Source organism: Streptomyces sp. NPDC002580 (assembly GCF_042889485.1).
Taxonomy (GTDB): Bacteria; Actinomycetota; Actinomycetes; order Streptomycetales; family Streptomycetaceae; genus Streptomyces.
In genome coordinates this window covers 1035905-1055852 of sequence record NZ_JBIAQZ010000001.1, presented here as the reverse complement: position 1 = coordinate 1055852, position 19948 = coordinate 1035905, and the positions used below count along the sequence as shown (strand labels likewise).

The 19948-nt window shown below is 72.6% G+C and carries 17 protein-coding genes and 1 pseudogene; 5 read left to right on the top strand and 13 right to left on the bottom strand.

Going from position 1 to position 19948, the window contains the following annotated elements; genetic code table 11:
• Positions 1 to 80: 80 nt before the first annotated feature.
• The 6 genes from ACFYW7_RS04515 to ACFYW7_RS04490 form a co-directional block, all read right to left on the bottom strand.
• Positions 81 to 845: an endonuclease/exonuclease/phosphatase family protein gene (locus tag ACFYW7_RS04515; protein WP_389497720.1), complete on the bottom strand. Its 765-nt coding sequence runs from the start codon at positions 843 to 845 to the stop codon at positions 81 to 83.
• 170 nt (positions 846 to 1015) lie between these two features.
• The gene (locus ACFYW7_RS04510; RefSeq protein WP_266757842.1) at positions 1016 to 1969 is read right to left on the bottom strand and encodes an ROK family glucokinase; all 954 of its coding nucleotides are present in this window, start codon (positions 1967 to 1969) and stop codon (positions 1016 to 1018) included.
• Positions 1970 to 2023: 54 nt separating this feature from the next.
• Entirely contained in the window at positions 2024 to 2509 is a 486-nt protein-coding gene (locus tag ACFYW7_RS04505) for a DUF5304 domain-containing protein (RefSeq protein WP_389497718.1), read from the bottom strand.
• 91 nt (positions 2510 to 2600) lie between these two features.
• Positions 2601 to 3770, bottom strand: a complete 1170-nt coding sequence (locus ACFYW7_RS04500; RefSeq protein ID WP_389498576.1) for an ArsA family ATPase — start codon at positions 3768 to 3770, stop codon at positions 2601 to 2603.
• A gap of 561 nt (positions 3771 to 4331) precedes the next feature.
• The gene (locus ACFYW7_RS04495; RefSeq protein WP_389497716.1) at positions 4332 to 4772 is read right to left on the bottom strand and encodes an SRPBCC family protein; all 441 of its coding nucleotides are present in this window, start codon (positions 4770 to 4772) and stop codon (positions 4332 to 4334) included.
• Positions 4773 to 4896: 124 nt separating this feature from the next.
• Complete coding sequence (locus ACFYW7_RS04490) at positions 4897 to 5694, bottom strand: metallophosphoesterase (RefSeq protein WP_389497714.1); 798 nt, start codon at positions 5692 to 5694, stop codon at positions 4897 to 4899.
• A gap of 295 nt (positions 5695 to 5989) precedes the next feature.
• On the opposite strand from ACFYW7_RS04490, the gene ACFYW7_RS04485 reads away from it, so the two are divergent.
• Positions 5990 to 7786 (top strand): AMP-dependent synthetase/ligase, encoded by a 1797-nt coding sequence (locus tag ACFYW7_RS04485; RefSeq protein WP_389497712.1) that lies wholly within the window; start codon positions 5990 to 5992, stop codon positions 7784 to 7786.
• Positions 7787 to 8325: 539 nt separating this feature from the next.
• On the opposite strand, the gene ACFYW7_RS04480 is transcribed toward ACFYW7_RS04485, so the two are convergent.
• Positions 8326 to 9468, bottom strand: coding sequence for a glycosyltransferase family 4 protein (locus ACFYW7_RS04480; RefSeq protein WP_389498574.1), 1143 nt, complete (start codon positions 9466 to 9468; stop codon positions 8326 to 8328).
• A 142-nt stretch (positions 9469 to 9610) separates the two neighbouring features.
• On the opposite strand from ACFYW7_RS04480, the gene ACFYW7_RS04475 reads away from it, so the two are divergent.
• Positions 9611 to 10852, top strand: coding sequence for a glycosyltransferase 87 family protein (locus ACFYW7_RS04475; protein WP_389497710.1), 1242 nt, complete (start codon positions 9611 to 9613; stop codon positions 10850 to 10852).
• Here the strand turns inward: ACFYW7_RS04475 and ACFYW7_RS04470 are convergent.
• Positions 10813 to 12132 (bottom strand): MATE family efflux transporter, encoded by a 1320-nt coding sequence (locus ACFYW7_RS04470; RefSeq protein ID WP_389497708.1) that lies wholly within the window; start codon positions 12130 to 12132, stop codon positions 10813 to 10815. The genes ACFYW7_RS04475 and ACFYW7_RS04470 overlap by 40 nt on opposite strands.
• Positions 12133 to 12437: 305 nt before the next feature.
• Here ACFYW7_RS04470 and ACFYW7_RS04465 point away from each other — a divergent pair, with 305 nt between their 5' ends.
• On the top strand, positions 12438 to 12962 hold the full coding sequence (locus tag ACFYW7_RS04465) for a PadR family transcriptional regulator (RefSeq protein WP_389497706.1): 525 nt from the start codon (positions 12438 to 12440) through the stop codon (positions 12960 to 12962).
• Positions 12963 to 12975: 13 nt separating this feature from the next.
• On the opposite strand, the gene ACFYW7_RS04460 is transcribed toward ACFYW7_RS04465, so the two are convergent.
• From ACFYW7_RS04460 to ACFYW7_RS04440, 5 genes are all read right to left on the bottom strand, one after another.
• Positions 12976 to 14211 carry a hypothetical protein gene (locus ACFYW7_RS04460; protein ID WP_389497704.1) on the bottom strand — a complete coding sequence of 412 codons (1236 nt, stop codon included), beginning with the start codon at positions 14209 to 14211 and terminating at the stop codon, positions 12976 to 12978.
• A 70-nt stretch (positions 14212 to 14281) separates the two neighbouring features.
• On the bottom strand, positions 14282 to 15304 hold the full coding sequence (locus ACFYW7_RS04455; protein WP_389497702.1) for an NlpC/P60 family protein: 1023 nt from the start codon (positions 15302 to 15304) through the stop codon (positions 14282 to 14284).
• Positions 15305 to 15542: 238 nt separating this feature from the next.
• A complete protein-coding gene (locus ACFYW7_RS04450) occupies positions 15543 to 16577 on the bottom strand; it encodes an NlpC/P60 family protein (RefSeq protein ID WP_389497700.1) in 1035 nt (344 codons plus the stop codon).
• Positions 16578 to 17054: 477 nt separating this feature from the next.
• A complete protein-coding gene (locus ACFYW7_RS04445) occupies positions 17055 to 18404 on the bottom strand; it encodes an NYN domain-containing protein (RefSeq protein WP_389497698.1) in 1350 nt (449 codons plus the stop codon).
• 34 nt (positions 18405 to 18438) lie between these two features.
• The gene (locus ACFYW7_RS04440; RefSeq protein ID WP_389497696.1) at positions 18439 to 18678 is read right to left on the bottom strand and encodes a hypothetical protein; all 240 of its coding nucleotides are present in this window, start codon (positions 18676 to 18678) and stop codon (positions 18439 to 18441) included.
• A 155-nt stretch (positions 18679 to 18833) separates the two neighbouring features.
• Here ACFYW7_RS04440 and ACFYW7_RS04435 point away from each other — a divergent pair.
• Positions 18834 to 19635, top strand: a pseudogene (locus ACFYW7_RS04435) (rhomboid family intramembrane serine protease).
• Positions 19632 to 19913, top strand: a complete 282-nt coding sequence (locus tag ACFYW7_RS04430; RefSeq protein ID WP_389497694.1) for an Lrp/AsnC family transcriptional regulator — start codon at positions 19632 to 19634, stop codon at positions 19911 to 19913. The pseudogene ACFYW7_RS04435 and the gene ACFYW7_RS04430 overlap by 4 nt, the downstream one beginning before the upstream one ends.
• Positions 19914 to 19948 lie beyond the last annotated feature (35 nt).

Here is a 19948-nt window from a genome sequence, read left to right as displayed (position 1 = left end):
GGGCGCCCGCGGCGGCGCTGGGTCCTGTCGTCACCCTCCCGTCGTCGCCCGGAGGGCAGGCGGGAAGGTGACCACAGGGCCTAGGACGCGGGGACTCTGAGGGCCGCGAGCACGGGCAGGTGGTCCGTGGCCGCGCCCAGGTCCCCGTCGGTGACGCCGGGCAGGCCGAGCGGCACCCCGCAGCCCAGCACCTCGATGCCGGGCGTGGCGAAGATCGCGTCGATCCGCCGGGCGGGGCCCGTCCGCGTCCAGGTGTGCTCCGCGCCCCAGGGGCGGGTCGCCCAGCCGTCCTGGAGCGGGTCCGCGAGGCGTCGGAAGGTCGGTCCGGTCGGGTGTTCGTTGAGGTCGCCGCCCGCGACGGCGTACGGGGTGCCCATGCCGGCGAGCCGGTCGAGGAGCATGCCGCCCTGCTCGTAGCGCTCGTCCTTGTGGAGCGACAGATGGCAGCTCAGCACACCGAGCCGGGCACCCCCGAAGCGGACGACCGCCGTGGCGAAGCCGCGTCGGTGCCGGCCGGGGGTGAGCGGGAGCAGCACGTCCTCGGTGCGCTCCACGGTGGCCCGCAGGGTGCACAGCAGGGCGGGGCCGGAGGCGGTGGCGCCACCGGACAGGATCACCTGGCCGGAGGCGGCCGCGAGGCGCGCGAGCTTCTTGCGCCAGCGGAAGAAGCGCGGCGCCTCCTGGACGAGGACGAGGTCCGGTGCGCAGGCGCTGATGACCCGGGCGAGCGCGGTGGTGTCGTCGCGCATCGAGCGGATGTTGTAGCTCAGCACGCGGACGACGGCCGAACCGTCGGATTCGGTACGGGACGCGGGCAGCGGACTGGCGGAAGGGCTGGTCGGCATGGCGGTCAAGATACGCGTCGGCGGCCCCCGGGGCGGGGCAAAGACGCCCACGCGCTGAAGCCGGGTGGCCCGTGGGCCGGCGGCCACTCGATCGGGTGAGGCGGGATACGGCGGCGCCCGCCGTCCCCGTGGGGGTGCGGCGGGCGCTGCCGTGCGACAGGGCGCGTGCGCTACATGATCGGGTCGGGCTCCCTGGCGAGGTCCGCCGCTCCGACGAGACCCGCCTTGTTGCCCAGCTGCGCGGCGATCACATCGGCGACCGGACGCCAGTTGCCGCCCACCAGCCAGCGCTTGTACGACTTGCGGATCGGGTCGAGGACCAGCTCCCCCTCGTCCGAGAGACCGCCGCCGACGATGAAGGCGGACGGGTCGAAGAGCGAGGCGAGGTCGGCCAGACCCGCGCCGGCCCAGCGGGCCAGCTCGCGGTAGGAGTCCACCGCGACGTGGTCGCCCTGACGGGCGGCCATGGAGATGTGCTTGCCCTCGATGCCGTCCGGGGTGCCGTCACCGAGGCCCAGCAGGACCTCCGCGGCTTCCGGGGTCGCGTTGGCCCGCTGCTTGGCGTAGCGGACGAGGGCGCGCCCGGAGGCGTACTGCTCCCAGCAGCCCTGCGAGCCGCAGCCGCACAGCAGCCCGTCCGGCACCATCCGGATGTGGCCGAACTCGGCGGCCACGCCGAAGTGGCCGCGGCGCAGCTTGTTGCCGATGATGATGCCGCCGCCGAGGCCCGTGCCCAGGGTGATGCAGATGACGTTGCGGTGACCCTTGCCCGCGCCGAACTTGTATTCGCCCCAGGCGGCCGCGTTGGCGTCGTTCTCCACGACGACCGGCAGGCCGACACGCTGCTCGACCTCGGCCTTGAGCGGTTCGTTGCGCCAGTCGATGTTCGGCGCGAAGTAGACCGTCGAGCGCTGGCGGTTCACGTATCCGGCGGCACCGATGCCGACGCCCACGATGTCGTGACCGGCGCGCGCGCCCTCCACGGCCGAGGCGATGGCGTCGATGATCGCCTGCGACGTGGTCGGGGTCGGCACCTTGTGGGTCGAGAGGATGTTGCCTTCCTCGTCGACCACACCGGCCGCGATCTTCGTGCCGCCGATATCGACGCCGATGGTGAGTCCCATGAATCCCTCAGTTTCGGTGTAGCCCCGCTACGGCCAACCGTACCCGAGGGGCGATTAGTCCAAGTCGATGTGTTCGCCCGGACCGGATTCCTGTTCCGGGGAACCGGAGCCCCGCGCGGTCCAGCGGCTCTCCTGGTTCTCGACGGCCGAGCGGTAGGCGGCGAGCAGTTCGGAGCCCGCGGCCGCGAGGTGGTCGAAGACCTCCGGGTTGCGCTCCAGCACCGGCTCCACGGCGGCCTTGGCCTGCTGCACGACCTGGCTGACCACCTGCTGGGCGGCGCCGCCCGCGACCGCGCCGAACAGGGGCGACTGGAGGCCGGAGAGCTTGTCGGCGACGGCGTCGACGAGTTTGCGCAGTTCCTCGGCGGCCGAGCCCGGCGGCGGGGCGTTCCGGGAGCGGCGGCGGGCCTTCTCCTCCGCGAGGTCCTCCGCGCAGGCGGTCGCCCAGGCGTCGTCGTCGGTGGCGCGCTTCTCCTCGACGGGCACCTCGTCGGCCGTCTCCTCCTGAGCGGCGTCGGATGTGGGGCGCTCTTCGCTCATGGCGGACTCCTGCCTACGTTTTCGTGCCTTCGACGTTACCCGAACGGGGGAATGCTCTTCACCCCGTCAGGCGCCCCGAATCGTGACCCCGTCACCTGTCGCGCGGCCACAGGCCGGGGTCGGGCACGAAGCGGACGCGCAGTTCGCCCTCGCGCAGTGCGGCGCCCGCCACCGTGCAGCGGCGCAGCGCGGAGGGGAGCGGGACGATCCTGCGGAACTGCCCCACGGTGACGACGAGTTCGTCGCCGCGCCGGATGAGGTCGAGCTCGTCGCGTATCGCGCCGGGCAGCGGAATGTGCCAGACGAGCACACCGTCGTCGGCGAGGTGGTCGGTGACGGGCCACTCGACGGGGGTGGGCGCGGTGTTGACGCCGGGTACCGGGAGGGCTGCGAGGTCGTCGGTGCCGCGCGGGTCGTGGCCGCGGTGCGGGACCTCGTGCAGGTCGAACGATCCCTGCCATTCCTCCAGTGCCTTGCGCTGCTGGGCCGCGAGTCCCGCCAGCCAGGTGTCGTCGCCGGCGGCGGGCAGCACCCGGCTCGCGATCAGGCCGTCGACGGTCAGTCCGTGCAGGGCGAGGGCGAGTGCGGCGGTGCGGACGGCGTCGGTGCCGGCCGGTCCGGGCTCGGCGACCAGCCGTACGGTCGTGGCGCGGTCCTCGACGACGGCCTGCACGGCGGCGAGTTCCAGGTCCCAGCGCCCGGCCGTCTCGTACAGCCACTCCGCGGGCATGGGCACGCCCGCGAGCCGGCCGAGGACGGGGCGCAGGGCGCGGGCGGCCTGGCGTTCCGGCGGAAGCAGGCGGCGCAGGTAGCGGCGGAGCTCCTCGGGCAGGGCGAGCAGGGCCAGCGCCTGGGGCGCCGGCGGAAGGTCCACGACCAGCAGGCCGTACTTCTCGGAGAGCGCGGCGTCGCGCAGGGCTCGCAGCAGGGCGAGTTCCTCGGCGCCGGGCAGCGGGGTCACTTCCTCGGCGTCCAGACGGGAGGCGCCGAGCAGGTCGAGGGCGGTGGTGGCGCGCCGCTGGAACGCGGTGAGGTCGTCGCGGAAGCGGGCGGCCGCGTCGGGGCGCCAGGCGGTGAGGCCGGGGGCGGCCTCGACGGGGTCCGGGCCGGTGCGGACGCCGAGGACGGCGCCGAGGGTGTCCGTGCGGTCGGCGGTGAGCACCAGCGTGCGGGTGCCCTCGCGGGCCGCCTTCAGCGCGGTGGCCGCGGCGACGGTGGTACGGCCTGTGCCGCCTTGGCCGGTGATCAGGATGGTGCGCATGGGGGTGAACGCTACCGGTGCGGTGGCCTCGACGGTTTTCGGGTTCTGGTCCGGCTCGGGGTCGGCTCGGGGCTGGTGCGGGTCCGGCTCGGGGTCGGTGGGTGGGGAGGGGAGGTGCCGGTACATCCGCCCGTCGCCGTTGGCCGAGACGTGGCCGTCGGTGGCGACGGGCATGTGATGTACCGGCACCTCCCCTCCCGTGCGCCGCCGACCGCGGGTGTGATTCGGCTTTCGGCCTTCGCCCTGGGCAGGATTCAGCCCCTCCGGCGTTTGAGGAGCGGGGTCCGGGTCGGAGGGGCGGCGGGGGCGAGAAGGTGTTGTGCCCTGCGAGGAGTGGGAGGGGCTCCGGGGGCTCGACGGGGCGGGGCGCGCGCCCCCGGGGAGTGGTCGGGCCACGGGGTGAGGGGTGGGCGGCGCGGTGGAGGGGGCGAGGCCCGGGGTGCGGGGTGGGCTCCGGGGCTCGGTGGGGTGAGGTGGTACCCGGGTGCGGGATCGGCGGGGTGGGCCGGGGTCCGGGGAACGGCCGCGCCCCGGGGTGCGGGGGCGGGCGTCCGGGGGTGGCTAGACCGTTTCCTCGACGCGCTTCTTCAGGCCGGCCAGGGCCCGGTCGATGATGACCTTCTCGGCCTTGCGCTTGATCATGCCGAGCATGGGGATCTTGACGTCGACGGTCAGCCGGTAGGTGACCTCGGTGCCGCCGTCGCCCGCGGGCTCCAGGATGTAGGAGCCGTCCAGGGAGCGGAGCATCTGGGACTTGACCAGCGTCCAGGAGACCTCGAGGTCTCCGGTCCAGGTGTACCCGAGGGTCTGGTCGTCCTTGATGGCGCCGGCGTCCATGACGAGACGGACCTGCTCGGCACGGCCGAGCTCGTCCGCCTTCAGGACCTCGGCCTCCTTCACCTCACCCGTCCAGTCCGGGTAGCGGGCGAAGTCGGCGATCACCGCCATGACGTCAGCCGGTGCCGCCTCGATCGTGATGCTCGAACTGGTGTGTTCCGCCATCGCGGTGGCTCCTCCAGATGCGGTCCGGTGAGGGAGGTCGGTGCGCACGTGTGTGCAGCGTGAAGGCTACCGCGCACGACCGTGGGCGCTGTCACCCCACCTGGCGTCCGTCACCGCGACCCGTTCACCACTCCAGCACCCAGGGCCGGCCCGAGCTCGCGAAATGGCCCACGTTCACGCATTCCGTGGCCCCGACGCGCATCCGGCCGACGAGGGGCTGGTGAACGTGACCGAAAAGCGCGTACCGGGGGCGCGTGCGCCGGATCGCGTCCAGCAGCGCGCGCGAACCGCGCTCGAAGCGGCGCGCCACGGTGTCGTAGACCAGCTCCGGCACCTCCGGCGGAATGTGCGTGCACAGGACGTCGACCTCACCGACCGCCTCGATCTTGGCCGCGTACTCCTCGTCGCTGATCTCGTACGGCGTCCGCATCGGTGTGCGCAGTCCCCCGCCGACGAAGCCGAAGACGCGGCCGCCGATCTCGACCCGCTCGCCGTCCAGAACGGTGGTGCCGGGTCCGGCGTACTCCGGCCACAGGGCCGGCATGTCGACATTGCCGTAGGTCGCGTACGTCGGTGCGGGGAACGCGGCGAACATCTCGGCGTACTGCTTGCGCACCGCCTTCTCGATGGCGGCGGCCCGGTCGGTGCCGATGCCCGCCCACAGCCGGGCGCCGAACGCGCGCGCCTCCTCGAAGCGGCGGGCGGTGCGCAACTCGACGATGCGGTCGGCGTTCTCCACGCCGAACAGGTCCGGGAAGATGCCGCGCGCGTGGTCGGCGTAGTCGAGGAAGAGGACCAGGTCACCGAGGCAGACCAGCGCGTCGGCGCCGTCGCCGGCCCGGGCCAGGTCGCGCGCGTTGCCGTGCACGTCACTGACCACATGAACGCGCGTCCTCGGATGACCGACCGGTGTGGATGCCATGACGATCAAGCGTAGGCCTGTGCGCCAGACGTGAACAGAGGCGGCCGGACCTGCGGATACTGGCTAGTGCGGAAAGGCGTGGACTACTGTGCGCGAAGGAACGCCAACACGTGTGACGCATAGAACATCTCGCCGGGACCCCCTGTCGAAGAAGCCATACCGACGGGTAACGTCCGGGCAGTCCAGTCGTACTCATGATTTCAACAAGTGATCACTTGAGTACTGCCCGAGCCTTGGACCGCACCGTCGCATCACACAGAGTCGTGGCGCCGGCGCCCTATGAGGAGCAGCAGTCTTGCGCGAGTTCAGCCTTCCGGCTTTGTACGAGGTCCCTGCGGACGGAAATCTCACGGATATCGTCCGGAGAAACGCCGCGCAGCATCCCGACGTGGCCGTCATCGCTCGCAAGGTGGGCGGCACGTGGACGGACGTCAGCGCCACCACCTTCCTCGCCGAAGTGCGGTCGGCGGCCAAGGGCCTGATCGCCTCGGGCGTGCGGCCCGGTGACCGGGTCGCCCTGATGTCCCGTACCCGCTACGAGTGGACGCTGCTCGACTTCGCGATCTGGAGCGCCGGCGCCGTCACCGTGCCGGTGTACGAGACCAGCTCGCCCGAGCAGGTGCAGTGGATCCTCGGCGACTCCGGCGCGACCGCCTGCATCGTGGAACTGCCCGCGCACGCGGCCTCCGTCGAGTCGGTGCGCGACCGGCTGCCCGCTCTCGAGCACGTCTGGCAGATCGAGGCCGGCGGCGTCGAGGAACTGGGACGCCTGGGCCAGGACGTCAGCGACGCCGCCGTCGACGAGCGCAGCTCGCTCGCCAAGGCGGACGACCCGGCGACCATCGTCTACACGTCCGGGACGACGGGCCGCCCCAAGGGCTGTGTCCTGACCCACCGCGCCTTCTTCGCGGAGTGCGGCAACATCGTGGAGCGGCTGCGCCCGCTGTTCCGTACCGGCGAGTGTTCCGTCCTGCTGTTCCTCCCCCTCGCGCACGTCTTCGGGCGGCTCGTGCAGGTCGCGCCGATGATGGCGCCGATCAAGCTGGGCTGTGTCCCGGACATCAAGAACCTCACCGACGAGCTGGCCTCGTTCCGGCCGACGCTGATCCTCGGTGTGCCGCGCGTCTTCGAGAAGGTCTACAACTCGGCGCGTGCCAAGGCGCAGGCGGACGGCAAGGGCAAGATCTTCGACAAGGCCGCGGACACGGCGATCGCGTACAGCCGCGCGCTGGACACGCCCTCGGGCCCCTCGCTCGGCCTGAAGATCAAGTACAAGACGTTCGACAAGCTCGTCTACAGCAAGCTGCGCGCGGTACTCGGCGGTCGCGGCGAGTACGCGATCTCGGGCGGCGCCCCGCTGGGCGAACGGCTCGGCCACTTCTTCCGCGGCATCGGCTTCACGGTGCTGGAGGGCTACGGCCTCACCGAGTCCTGCGCGGCCACGGCCTTCAACCCGTGGGACCGGACGAAGATCGGCACGGTCGGCCAGCCGCTGCCCGGCTCCGTGATCCGCATCGCGGACGACGGCGAGGTGCTGCTGCACGGCGAGCACCTGTTCAAGGAGTACTGGAACAACGAGGCCGCGACCGCCGAGGCGCTGGCCGACGGCTGGTTCCACACCGGTGACATCGGCACCCTCGACGAGGACGGCTACCTCCGCATCACCGGCCGCAAGAAGGAGATCATCGTCACCGCGGGCGGCAAGAACGTCGCCCCGGCCGTGATCGAGGACCGCATCCGCGCGCACGCGCTGGTCGCGGAGTGCATGGTGGTCGGCGACGGGCGCCCCTTCGTCGGCGCGCTGGTCACCGTCGACGAGGAGTTCCTGGGCCGCTGGGCGGCGGAGCACGGGAAGCCGGCCGGCTCGACCGCGGTGTCGCTGCGCGAGGACGCCGACCTGCTCGCCGCCATCCAGGACGCGATCGACGACGGCAACGCGGCGGTGTCCAAGGCCGAGTCGGTGCGTAAGTTCCGCGTCCTCTCGCACCAGTTCACCGAGGAGTCGGGGCATCTCACGCCGTCCCTGAAGCTCAAGCGGAACGTGGTCGCGAAGGACTACGCCGACGAGATCGAGGCGCTTTATCGGGGCTGATGCCCGAGCGACCGGGTTCCACCCCGGCCGGGAACAACGGCTCGGCCCCCTCCGGTGGAGGGGGCCGAGCCGTTTCCGTCCCTGGGGACCGTCGCCCCGTTCCCGGGGTGGGGTTCCCGGCGCCCGCCCGGACCGGGCTCCGGTCCGGGCGGGCAGGCCCCGCCCCAGCGGCAGGCCCGGCTCCCGCCGTGGGAACCAGGCTTCGTCCCGGGCGGCAGACCCCGTCCCCGGTGGCAGGCCCGGCTCCCACCGTGGGAACCCGGCTTCGTCCCGGGCGGCAGACCCCGTCCCCGGTGGCAGGCCCGGCTTCCGCCGTGGGGGTGGGGGATCGTCCCGGGCGGGAGGTTCGTCGTGGTTGCTCGCGCCGTTCCCCGCGCCCGCCAGGGCGCGCCCTGGCGGGCGCGTCCGCCGAGCGCGGCGGACGGGCGGGCGTCGGGCGCGTCCGTCCGCGGGACGTGGGGAACCGGGCGGCCGGGCTCGGGCCGCGCGCAGGCGTCCGGGGACAGCGGGTGGCACCTCCGTGGGCGAACCCGGGGACGCTAGAGCAGCTCGCGCAGGCGTTCCGCGAGGAGGTCCCAGCGCCATTTCTGCTCGACCCAGGCCCGGCCCCGGTCGCCCATCCGTCGGCGCAGCTCGGGGTCGCCGAGCAGGGTGACGATGCGGTCGGCGGCGTCCTCGGGTGAGCCGCCGCGTACGACCCAGCCCGTCTCGCCGTCGAGCACCGCGTCGGGCGCGCCGCCCGAGTCGCCGGCCACCACCGGAAGGCCCGTCGCCGACGCCTCCAGGTACACGATGCCGAGCCCCTCGACGTCCAGCCCGCCCCTGCGGGTCCGGCAGGGCATGGCGAAGACGTCCCCGGCGCCGTAGTGCGCGGGCAGCTCCGACCAGGGCACCGCCCCGGTGAAGCGGACCGATCCTGCGACCCCGGTGTCGTGCGCGAGTCTCCGCAGCTCCTTCTCGTACGGGCCGCCGCCGACGATCAGCAGCACCGCCTCCGGCTCCTTGGCCAGGATCCGCGGCATCGCGAGCACGAGGGTGTCCTGGCCCTTGCGCGGCACCAGCCGGGACACGCAGACGACGACCGGCCGGTCGCTGAGACCGAGCCGGGCCCGGACCTCGGCGCCGCCCGAGCCCGGGTGGAAGGTGCCCTCGTCGACGCCGGGCGGCAGCTGGACCATGCGCGCGGCCGCCTCCGGGGTCAGCGCGGAGGCGATGCGCGAGCGCGTGTACTCCCCGAGATGGGTGATCGTGTCGGTGGACTCGCCGATCCTGCGCAAGAGCGTGCGGGCCGCGGGCAGTTGGGCCCAGCCGGCCTCGTGGCCGTGCGTGGTCGCCACGATGCGTCGCGCGCCCGCCCTGCGCAGCGCCGGTGCCATCAGGCCGAGCGGCGCCGCCGCCCCGAACCACACCGACGTACAGCCGTGTTCGCGCAGCAGCGCGACTGCCCGCCGGGTCGCGCCCGGGGTCGGCAGCAGCATCGTCGTGCGGTCCCGTACGACGGTGAAGGGCTGCTCGGCGTCGAACGCCGCGGTCGCCTCGGCGCCTTCTGCGCCGCGCTTCCACGTAGAGGCGTAGACGACGAGTTCCCCGGGGTCCAGGCGCAGCGCCATGTTGTGCAGAAAGGCCTGGATACCGCCGGGGCGGGGCGGGAAGTCGTTCGTCACGATCAGGGTCTTGTGCATCGTGTTCGACACTATCGAATCTATACTCACAGCTCCGCACGGCCGCGCTTGACGGCTCGCACACAGACCGGCGCGCCACCATGACTCCGCGAACAGCGCGGCGGCGACGCGCAGACATCCGGACGAAGAGGGCCAGGTGGGCATGACGGGGGCACGGAGTTCGAGGTTCCCGTTCGGCACGGTCGCACTGCTGGGGGTCTGGGGCCTGACCAGACTGGCACTGCTGCTCTTCGTGGCCAAGGTGTACGTCTTCCCCGGTCCGGACGTCACCAGTGACGTCGCCGTGATCTACCACGGCTGGTACGAGACCCTGCGGCACGGCAGCTTCCCGCAGAACGACGTGACCTGGCAGTATCCGCCGGCCGCGGCCCTCGCGATCCTCTCCCCCGGCCTGCTGCCGTTCCTCGACTACCCGCACGCCTTCTTCGTGTTGGCGTTCGTCGCCGACCTGGTGGTGCTGGCCCTGTTCCTGTACGCGGGCTCACGCTCCGGCATGACACGGCGGGGCACCTGGATGTGGGTGGTCGGGGTCCCGCTGCTGGGGCCGACCGTGTACGCCCGCTACGACCTGATGGTGACGGCCGTGGCGGTGGCCGCGCTGTTCGCCGGGGCCCGGCACCCCCGGGTGATGGGGGCGCTGGTGGGCTTCGGCGCGATGGTGAAGGTGTGGCCGGCGCTGCTGCTGGTCGCCGCCGTCCGGCGCCGCGCCTGGGTCTGGGCCTCGGTGGCGGCGGGCGGGATCGCGCTGCTGTTCTGGGTGACGATGCCGGGCGCGTTCACGTTCCTGACGGCGCAGCGCGACCGCGGCACCGAGGTGGAGTCGCTCGGCGCCCTCGTCTTCCACGTGGCCCGGCACCACGGCTGGAACGGGCGGGTGCTGCTCAACTACGGCTCGGTGGAGTTCCTCGGCCCGTACGTCGACGTGGTGAGCACGGTGGCCCTGGTGCTGACCGGGCTCGCCTTCGGCTGGCTGCTGCTGTGGCGGTTGTGCGCCAAGCGGTTCCTGACCCACACGCTCGCCGACGCCGCGTTCGTCGCCACCCTGATGTTCACGGCCACCAGCCGGGTCATCAGCCCGCAGTACCTGGTGTGGCTGGTCGGCCTCGCCGCGGTCTGCGTGTGCTTTCGCGCGAGCCGGATGACCGTGCCCGCCGGCCTGGTGCTGGTCGCGTGCTTCGTGACGGTGCTGGAGTTCCCGGTCTACTTCGGCAATGTGGTGGGCAGCGACTGGCTCGGCATCACCCTCCTGGCCGTCCGCAACGGTCTGCTGGTGATCGCCTCGCTGCTGGCCGCCCGGCAGCTGTGGCGGGGCACGGTGTCCGACCCGGCGCGGACCCTCCCGGCTCAGGCGGCCCGTGCCAAGGAGACCCTGGCCTCCTCCTGACGCGCGGCCCGCCCGGCCCACAGCCGCAGGGCGGCGCACTGCACCGTCATGGAGAGCGCCAGGGCGAGGCAGATCCCGGGCAGCCCGAGTCCGGACAGGACGTGGGCGAGCGGGAGCTGGACCGCCGTGCCGACCAGCGTCACCCGCAGCAGCACGGGCGCTCCGCCGCTGCCCTCGAAGGCTCCGCCGAGCGCGATGAAGCACGCCGCCAGCAGCAGGTGGGGACCGACGCAGCGCAGGAAGAGCACGCCCTCGTGACCGACCGCGGGACCGGCGCCGAAGGCCCGCATGATCCAGGGGGCCAGGGCGCCCAGGAGCACCGCGGCGAGCAGGCCGACGGTCCCCGAGACGAGGACGGCCTGCCGTCCGATCGCGCCGCGTTCGTCACGGCCCGCGCCCCGGGTGTGCGCGGTGTGGATCGCGGCCGCCTGCCGGACCGCGTAGAAGGCCATGGTGGCGACGTACATGACCTTGTAGGCGATCGCGTACGCGGCCACGGCCGTCGTGCCCAGCCGGGCCACGATCGCGACCAGGACCAGCGCGCCGCCCTGCCTCACCGTGAAGTCGGCGGACATGGGCAGACCGGTCGTGAGGGTGCGGCGCAGCGCGGCGCCGGTGCCGCGCGCGGGGACCGCGCCGGACGCCTCGGACAGCAGGGCGTTCCGTCCCAGGGCGCGCAGACCCGCGACGAGCGCCACCGACCGGCACAGCACGGTGGATACGGCGGCCCCCCGGACTCCGTACGCGTGGATCAGGAACGGGTCGAGGCCGAGGATCAGTCCGTTGGCCAGCAGGGCGAGGCGCATCGGGGTGCGGGTGTCGCCGGCGCCCTTCAGGATGCCGTCGACGAGGTTCTGCGCGAAGAAGACGGCGATGCCCGGCAGGGAGATCGCGAAGTACTGGACCGCGAGGGCCGGCGCGCGCCCGTCGCCGCCGAGCACCAGCCGGGCCAGCGGCTCGCGCAGCAGGTAGCCGCCGAGCGCGGTCACCGGGGCGACCACGGCGAACAGCGCCCACCCGCCGCGTACGGCCGCCCGGACCGCGCCCGGATCGCGGGCTCCTCGGGCGTGCGAGACGAGGACCGTCGTGCCGGAGGCGAAGACCAGGGCGACGCCGAGCAGCACGTTCTCGGTGTTGGTCGCGACGGCGACGGCCGCCACCGCGTCGCCGCCGAGCCGGGAGACCCAGAGCGTGTTGATGATTCCGGCGGCGACGGAGGCGAGGAGCGAGAGGTAGACGGGTCGGGCGAGCGCTATGAGCTGCCGGCGATGGGCGTTCACATGGGCTCCCTCTTATCGAGTTACCTCGTTTAGAGGTAACTCGATAAGAGGTACCATGGGTGAGCGGGGCCCGCAAGGACGAACCACGGGGATCAGTCGTGCGGACGATGCGCAGGGGACCGGCGGGCCCTGGGCGCACCCGAGGCCCACGGGCACCCGCGGGCGGCCGCGGGCAGGAAGGTTCGGAGTACCTGGAGCCCGGCGGCACGGAGCACGCGGACACGACGGACGGGAGGGCGGGCGGCGGTACGGCGGGCGCGCCGTACGGTGAGGTCCGCGAGGACCACGAGCTAGGAGCGGGCCGGATGCTGGAACTGTCGATCCTGGGCTTCCTGTACGAGGAGCCCCTGCACGGCTACGAACTGAAGGAGCGCATCACGGCCCTCAGCGGTCATGTGCGCCCGGTCAGCGACGGCGCCCTCTACCCGGCGATCACCCGCCTGACCACCGCGGGTCTGCTCGACCAGCACACCGAGCCCGGCAGCGGCGCGGCCCCGCGGCGCGTCCTGTCGCTCACCGGGAAGGGCCGCGAGGACCTCCTGGAGCGGCTGCGCCACCCCAAGCAGGCCGAGATCACCGATCAGGCGCGCTTCAACACCCTGCTGGCCTTCCTGCGCCACCTGGCCGACCCCCGCGAACAGGCGGCGGTGCTGCGCCGCCGCCTGGAGTTCCTGCGGACTCCGGCGAGCTTCTTCTACCGGGACGGCAGGCCCGTGCGCGCGGAGGAGGCGGGCGATCTGTTCCGGCAGGGCATGCTGCGGGTCGCGCGGGCGACGGGTGAGGCGGAGCGGACCTGGCTCGCGGAGGCCGTCGACCGGCTCGAAGGGTGAACGGCCCGGCGCGTCAGCCGAGTTGACCCTCGAGGTACTGCCGCCACAGCTCGGTGAACTCCTGGGGCGTGGTGTGCAGCACGTCCCGCAGCGCGCCCTCGACCGCCCCCGCGCGCTCCCGGTGCTCGCCCACCGCCCGGTAGAAGTCGTTCAGGCGGACCTCGCCCCAGTGGTCGGCGATCAGCCGGCAGGCCATCCAGCCTCCCTCGTAGGCCCGGGCCAGCCGGGCCGCGTCCGCCGAGAAGCCGAAGTCCGCGTCGTCGGGCAGCGCGGCCGGGACGTGCCCCCCGGACACGGCGCGCTCCAGTTCCGGCGCCACCCGGCGCGGCGCCCGCCCGCCGCTCCGGTAGCCGACCCAGTCCGCGTACCCCTCGGAGAGCCACAGCGGGGTGGCGCCCGTGGTGCGGGCACGGGTGGCGACGTGCGTGGTCTCGTGGGTGAGCACGACCTGCTTGCCGAAGTCCCCGAGGACGCCGTACGCGTCGGGGTTGACGATGATCCGGTCCGCGGGCGCCTTCGCGGACCCGCCGCCCGTCTCCGGCCGGGGGGACCCCGGGTTCGCCTCCCCCACCTCGCCGATGGTCACGGCCGCGATCCCCCGGTAGCCGGACGCCGGAGCCCCGAGCAGCCCGGCCATCGCCTCCAGCGACTTCGGTACGAGGACGACGACGTGCCGCGCCCAGCCCGTGTCCCAGGCGTCCGACACGGCGGGCACGGCGTGGTCGGCGAGATCGGCGAAGGAACGCAGCCGCTCGCGGGGCTGCCCGACCCCGAGGACGAGGCTGTGCTCGCCCCGTACGGCCGTCACGGGCCCCTGGTCCCACAGCTGGTCGGCCGCCTTGCCCGCGGGTTCGTCGGAGGCGATGTGCCAGGCCCCGGCGGCGCGGGTCAGCCGCAGGGCGCGGTCGGCCGAGACCGGCGCGGCGTCGTAGCCCTCGATGCGGTAGCGCAGTTCGGCGGTGGCGGTGGCGCTGTCGCCGGAGCGGTGCAGCCCGGTCAGGCGGTAGGACCAGGACGCCAGCGGCACGTCCCGCAGGTTCGCGAAGCCGGTCACGGCGGCGGCCGCGTCCCCGGTGGCCCTGAACCCCGCCTCGTCACGGTCGAGGACCGCGGTCGCGCGCCGCTGGAGCAGCTGCCGCACATCGGCGTCCGCGGTGTCCGGCGCCGCCCGGCCGCCGCAGCCGACGAGCGCGGCGAGCAGCAGCACCAGGGAGAGCCCCGCTCGCGACGCACTCCTTCGACCGGCCATCCTCCCGATCGTACGGGGCCCGTGGCCCTCCGCGATCCGGGTGTGGGCCGCCGCCGCGCCCGGCGGACCGTCAGACCCGGGTGACGGAGGAGATCGGCATCATCCCGACCGGGTCGTAGCGCACCGGGGCGCCCGGGTAGGGGGCGTGGATCACCTGGCCGTTGCCCACGTACATCCCGACATGGCTGGCGTCGGAGCGGTAGGTGACCAGGTCGCCGGGGCGGGCCTGGGACAGCGGCACCTGGTGTCCGGCGAACCGCTGGGCCTGCGAGGTGCGCGGCAGACCGACCCCGGCCCGCGCGTACGACCACTGCATGAGGCCCGAGCAGTCGAAGCCGCCCGGCCCGTTGGCGCCCCACACGTAGGGGCGGCCCAGCGCCGAGCGGGCCGCGGCGACGGCCGCGGCCGCGCGTCCGGAGGCCGGGAGGGCGCCGTCGAGGTCGGGCAGGCCGGGGCGCGCCGAGCGCGAGGCGCGGTCGTAGGCGGCGCGGTCGGCGTACGGCAGCTCGCCGAGCAGCTGCCGGGCCTTGGCCAGTTTGCCCTCGACGACGCGCTTGTTGCGGGCGACGGCCTTGCGGCTGCGCTCCAGCTCGGCGAGCTTCCCGTCGGCCGCCTCGCGCTTCTGGGCGATCTCCCGCACGGCGGCCTGGAGGTCCTTGAGTTCGCCGGCCTGCCGGACGGAGATGCGGTCGAGGGTCGCGGCCCTGTCCAGGTACTGGTCCGGGTCCTCGGAGAAGAGCAGCGCCAGCGAGGGGTCGAGGCCGCCGGAGCGGTACTGCGCCCCGGCCATCGAGCCGAGCGCGTCCCGCATCGTGTTGACGCGGTCCTGCTGCCGGGCGATCTCGTCCTGCGCGGTGCGGACCTGCTCGCGCAGCGCGTCGGCGCGCTCGTCGGCCTTGTTGTACGCCTCGGTGGCCTTCTCCGCCTGGGCGTAGAGGCGGTCCACCTCTGCCCGGGTGTCGTCCTGCGGTGCCGCGGAGGCGGGCAGGGTGCCGAGTGCGGCGGCGGCCGCGGACATCACGCAGGCGGCGATGCCGAAGGCGCCGGCGCCCCGGTCGAAGCCGGTCGGTTCAAGGCGGCGATGAGACCCCACGAGTAGCCGCACTCCCTTCCGCTGACGGTCCCCCGGTGTGGGGGAAACGCGCCAGACAGTAACCGCGCGACCACACCCCGGCCAAAGACCTCTGCGGGCACGCACAGTGACGCCCCGCCGGAGACGCAGGTCACCGACGGGGCGTGGGGTCAGCGGGAGTTGTCGCAATTCGCCCGTTTGGGCGGCGCGGCCAGGGGTCCCTGCGGGCGGCGGACGTCGCGTCCGCCCGCCCTCCGGATCAGATCCGGACGCCGAACTGGAAGGGCATGTTGCCGATCGCCTCGTAGCGGACGACCGTGCCGGTGCGCGGGGCGTGCAGCACCTGGCCGTTGCCCGCGTAGAAGCCGACGTGGTGCTGGTCGCTGTAGAAGATGACCAGGTCGCCGACCTGCAGATCGCTCTGCGAGTAGATGCGGGTGCCCGCGTTGGCCTGGGCCTGCGAGGTGCGGGGTATGGCCTGGCCGGCCTGGGCGTACGCCCACGAGGTCAGACCGGAGCAGTCGAAGGAGCTGGGGCCGGAGGCGCCGTAGACGTACGGCGATCCGATGACGCTCTGCGCCGCGGCGAACGCGGAGCTGGCGCGGCCGGAGGCCGGCTTGGCGGTGCCGAGGTCGACGCGCTCGCTGGCGCGGGTCGCCCGCTCCTTCTCCTTGGCGTCGAGTTCGGCCTTCTCCTGCGCCGTCAGGGTGTTCAGGATCTTCTGGGCGTCGCCCAGCTTGTCCTGGACTTCCTTCTTCTTCTTGGCGAGCTCGGTGCGGGTGTCGGCGAGGTCCTCGAGCTTCTCGGAGGCCTCGGAGCGCTGCTGGGCGAGCGCCCGCTGCTTCTCCTGGACCTTCTTGAGCGACTCGACCTGCTGGGCGCTCAGCGCGTCCATGGCGGACGCCTTGTCCAGGAAGTCGTCGGGGTCCGAGGAGAGGAAGAGCGCGACGGAGGGGTCGATGCCGCCCGTGCGGTACTGCGCGCTGGCCATCGAACCGAGGCCGTCACGGAGCTCGTTGAGCTCCTCCTGGCCGCGGGCGACGTTGTCCTGCAGGGAGCTGATCTCCTTCTGGAGCTTCTCCTGCTTCTCCTTGGCGCCGTTGAGCTTCTCCGTGGCCTGCTCGGCCTCGTCGTAGAGCTTGTCGACCTTGGACTTGACCTCGTCCTTGCTGAGCTTCTCGGACGGCGCGGCGTTGGCCGCGTTGGCGCTGAGCGCAACGGCGGCAGCGGCGGCTGCGGTGAGCACGGTCACACGGGTGCGGCTCGGCTGCTTGGGTCGACGGTGGGACGCCACGAAGGCGAGCTCCTTCTTCCTCCAGCCGCCTGCCGAACAATCCGACGGGCGGTGCCCCTCCACCGTCACTCCTCATGAGTGATCACCCTAGTTGGAGGTTCAGAGCATGACCTTAGTGACCCGCTTGTGATCAGTTCAAATCCAAACCTGAAAATTCTTTGTCACGGAGCGCATTCTTTGCCATCAACTCACGTGCAGTGATGTCCGCTTGACACTACGTCGCGTAACGACCCCATCAATTCGGGCATCAGGCCCAGAAGTTACGCAAGGGACGTAGGTGGCTCACGCGACTTAGGCCACGGATCGCCACCCGCCCCGGATCCGGCGCTCCGAGCGGGATCGAGCTCGCGAAGAAGTGGCAACAAGGAGACAGCGGAGGCGAAATGGGAAAGAGGAGGAAAGAGGCGGGCAAAAGGGAAGACGCACGGCAAAGCGCGGGCCCGGAGGCCCGCGGGGGAAACGTGCGGAGGAAGTCGCTCAGCCGCGCGAGAAGCGCTTGAGGAGCACCACGGACGCCACGGGCCGGGCGCCCGCCTTGGCGATGCCGTCGGCCACCTCACGGTCGGTCGACACGACGATGACCGGCCGCCCGGGCGGCTCGGCCCGCACCAGCTGACGGATCAGCTCGTCCGCCGTGACGCCGGGCTTGGAGAAGAGCACCCGTACCCCGCGCGGCGGCGCGAGCAGCACCGGCGCGGCCAGCTCGGCCCCGTCGAAGACACAGGTGACCTCGGCGCCGGTCTGCGCGGCCAGCTGCGAGAGCTGCCCGAGCAGCCGCAGCCGCTGCTTCTCCAGCGGCATCTGGGGATAGCCGGTCTTGGTGACGTTGTAGCCGTCCACGACCAGGTGCGCCTGGGGCAGCGCGAGCAACTGGTCCAGGATCGCGGGGTCGTTCTCGGACAGCGCGCGGGTGGCGATGTCCTTCGGCGTCATGCGTCCCGGTTCGACCGCTTCCACGGTCTCGGCGGGCCGGACCGAGACCGGGGGCAGCGCCAGTTCCCGGCGCAGTCCCTGGGCCGCGTCCAGCACGGTGTCGAGCAGCAGCCGCACCCGCATGTCCTCGACGCTGCGTCCCTCGCGCGCCGCCTTGCGCGTGGCCTCCAGGGCGGCCTCGGACTCGGCGAGGCGCGCCTTGAGGCGCCGCGTCTCGCTCTCCGCGGCGGACAGCTGGGTCTGGCCCTCCGCCTTCGCCGCGTCCGTCTCGACCTGGAGCTTGCGCAGGGCCGCCTCACCGCGCTTGACGTCGCTGAGGGCCCCGCGCAGCTTGCGGTGAAGCGATTCCGCTTCCTTCCTGGCCGATTCCAGGTCCCCACGCAGCCGTTCCGTCTCGGCCCTCGTCTGCCCGCGGGCCTGCGCGAGTTCCTCGCGCAGCCGCTCCAGCTCCGCGCGGTTCTCCTCGTCGACGCGCTCGGCGTCCGCCCGCAGGGCTTCCTCGCCCGCGGCGGTCACCAGCTTCACCCAGCCGGCGGGACGCACGACGTAGGCCGCGGCCGCCACGTCCAGCGGATCCGCGGCCGGGGGCGGCGCGCCCGAGTCGAGAGCGCCGACGAGCTCGGGCTGGGCGTCTCTCAGCTTCTCGGCGATGCGCTGTCTGAACAGCGGGTCCGTCTCCAGCGCGGCGGCCATGGCGTTGCCGGCGAACTTGGCCCGCCGGTTCGGGGCGAAGCGGGCGTACTGCCTCAGCTGGGCGGGCAGTTCGGCAACCGTCAGGCCGCCGAAACCGTCCGAGACGATCTGCACGACGCGTCGGCGCACGCCGTCGGGCAGCGGACGGTCGAGCACTTCGGCGGTGCCGTCGTCCGGCTCACCGCCTGTGGTCTCCACCATCCCTCACTCCAATATCCGTGCGGGGCCCGCTCCGTCAGGAGCCTGCGCCCGGCCTGTCCACGAGTTCGACCTGATCCACCGCGTTGCACCAACGACACCGCACCGACTCGATGGTCTCACTGACCACCTCGCGCTCCTCCACCTTGGGCTCACCGGCCAGGTCGAGGTGCACGTACTCAACGACCTTCGAGGACCGGGTCACGTCGAAACGCGTGAGGTTGCCGCAGAGGGCGCAGCGCCAGCGGGTCTTGGTGTCGGGCAGGGGAACCGTCATAGGGCAGTCGCTCTTTCCTTCTCGTGTCCGTCCAACGCCGGTCTCCCGGTGCATGTGGCTCGTAACCCTACGGCCTGGCGGGTACTCGACGCTCGGCCGTCCACGGCGGCGAGGCGGTATGGGCGTACCCGTCCGGTTGCGTCATGCTCTGTACCATGATCGGCAATTGGAGTACGGCGGTCGGCAGGGCGCTGCGGAGTCCGTCGGCGCCGGTGACGTACGGGCTGATCGCCCTGTGCTGTCTGATCTTCGTGATCGGTCCCGCCTCGGGTCTGAATCCGTCGTACGGCACCGGGGACGAACTGCTGGTCGCCCAGCGGGCGTACTTCCGCCGCTGGGGCGTGGTGCCGGCCGACCTGTTCGGCGGGGCACCGTCCGAGGCGCTCACTCCCGCCACGGCGCTGTTCATCCACGGCAGCTGGCTCCACCTCCTCGGCAACATGCTCTTCTTCTACGTCTTCGGGGCGATGACCGAGGAGCGCATGGGCCGTGTGGAGTTCGCCCTGTTCTATCTGGGCTGTGGATACCTGGCCCTGCTCGGCTACGCCGCCGCCAACGCCGAGTCGCAGCAGTCCCTGGTCGGGGCCTCCGGGGCCATCTCCGCGGTGCTCGGCGCGTTCCTGTACCTGTTCCCCAAGGCCCGGGTCACCAGTCTCTTCCCCTTCCTGTTCTTCCTGCCGCTGCGCTTCCCGGCCTGGGTGGTGCTGCCGTTCTGGTTCGCGTTGCAGTGGCTGGCGGCCGGACGCAGCGACTCGGGCCCCGGAGTCGCCTATCTGGCCCACCTCGTGGGCTTCTCGCTGGGTTTCGGCTACGCGTGGGCCCGCTTCCGCCGCCGTACCCGCGCCACGCCCTCCCCTGGGGTGCTGCCGGGGCCCCAGGCGGAACAGCCGGGCCGGGTGGACCGCGAGTAGGGTGAGATCCCCAGCAGAGGCCCCCGAGGGAGAGAACCAGCCGTGATCACCGCGATCGTCCTCATCAAGACCAGCGTGGACCGGATCCCCGAGATCGCCGAGTCGATCGCGTCACTGGAGAGCGTCAGCGAGGTCTTCTCCGTCACCGGCACCTACGACCTGATCGCCATGGTCCGGGTCGCGGCCCATGATGACCTGGCCGACGTCATCCCCGGCAAGATCAGCAAGATCCCGGGCGTCGAGGCGACGGACACGCACGTGGCGTTCCGCACGTACTCCCAGCACGACCTGGAGGCGGCGTTCGCGATCGGTCTCGACTCCTGACCGACGCGGCACCGCCCCCGGGCGCCGCCGGCGCG

Bases quoted from the DNA above. Each gene is read 5' to 3' on its own strand.
- ACFYW7_RS04515 (WP_389497720.1), bottom strand. From the start codon at position 845: ATGCCGACCAGCCCTTCCGCCAGTCCGCTGCCCGCGTCCCGTACCGAA.
- ACFYW7_RS04510 (WP_266757842.1), bottom strand. From the start codon at position 1,969: ATGGGACTCACCATCGGCGTCGATATCGGCGGCACGAAGATCGCGGCC.
- ACFYW7_RS04505 (WP_389497718.1), bottom strand. From the start codon at position 2,509: ATGAGCGAAGAGCGCCCCACATCCGACGCCGCTCAGGAGGAGACGGCC.
- ACFYW7_RS04500 (WP_389498576.1), bottom strand. From the start codon at position 3,770: ATGCGCACCATCCTGATCACCGGCCAAGGCGGCACAGGCCGTACCACC.
- ACFYW7_RS04495 (WP_389497716.1), bottom strand. From the start codon at position 4,772: ATGGCGGAACACACCAGTTCGAGCATCACGATCGAGGCGGCACCGGCT.
- ACFYW7_RS04490 (WP_389497714.1), bottom strand. From the start codon at position 5,694: ATGGCATCCACACCGGTCGGTCATCCGAGGACGCGCGTTCATGTGGTC.
- ACFYW7_RS04480 (WP_389498574.1), bottom strand. From the start codon at position 9,468: ATGCACAAGACCCTGATCGTGACGAACGACTTCCCGCCCCGCCCCGGC.
- ACFYW7_RS04475 (WP_389497710.1), top strand. From the start codon at position 9,611: ATGACGGGGGCACGGAGTTCGAGGTTCCCGTTCGGCACGGTCGCACTG.
- ACFYW7_RS04465 (WP_389497706.1), top strand. From the start codon at position 12,438: ATGCTGGAACTGTCGATCCTGGGCTTCCTGTACGAGGAGCCCCTGCAC.
- ACFYW7_RS04460 (WP_389497704.1), bottom strand. From the start codon at position 14,211: ATGGCCGGTCGAAGGAGTGCGTCGCGAGCGGGGCTCTCCCTGGTGCTG.
- ACFYW7_RS04445 (WP_389497698.1), bottom strand. From the start codon at position 18,404: ATGGTGGAGACCACAGGCGGTGAGCCGGACGACGGCACCGCCGAAGTG.
- ACFYW7_RS04440 (WP_389497696.1), bottom strand. From the start codon at position 18,678: ATGACGGTTCCCCTGCCCGACACCAAGACCCGCTGGCGCTGCGCCCTC.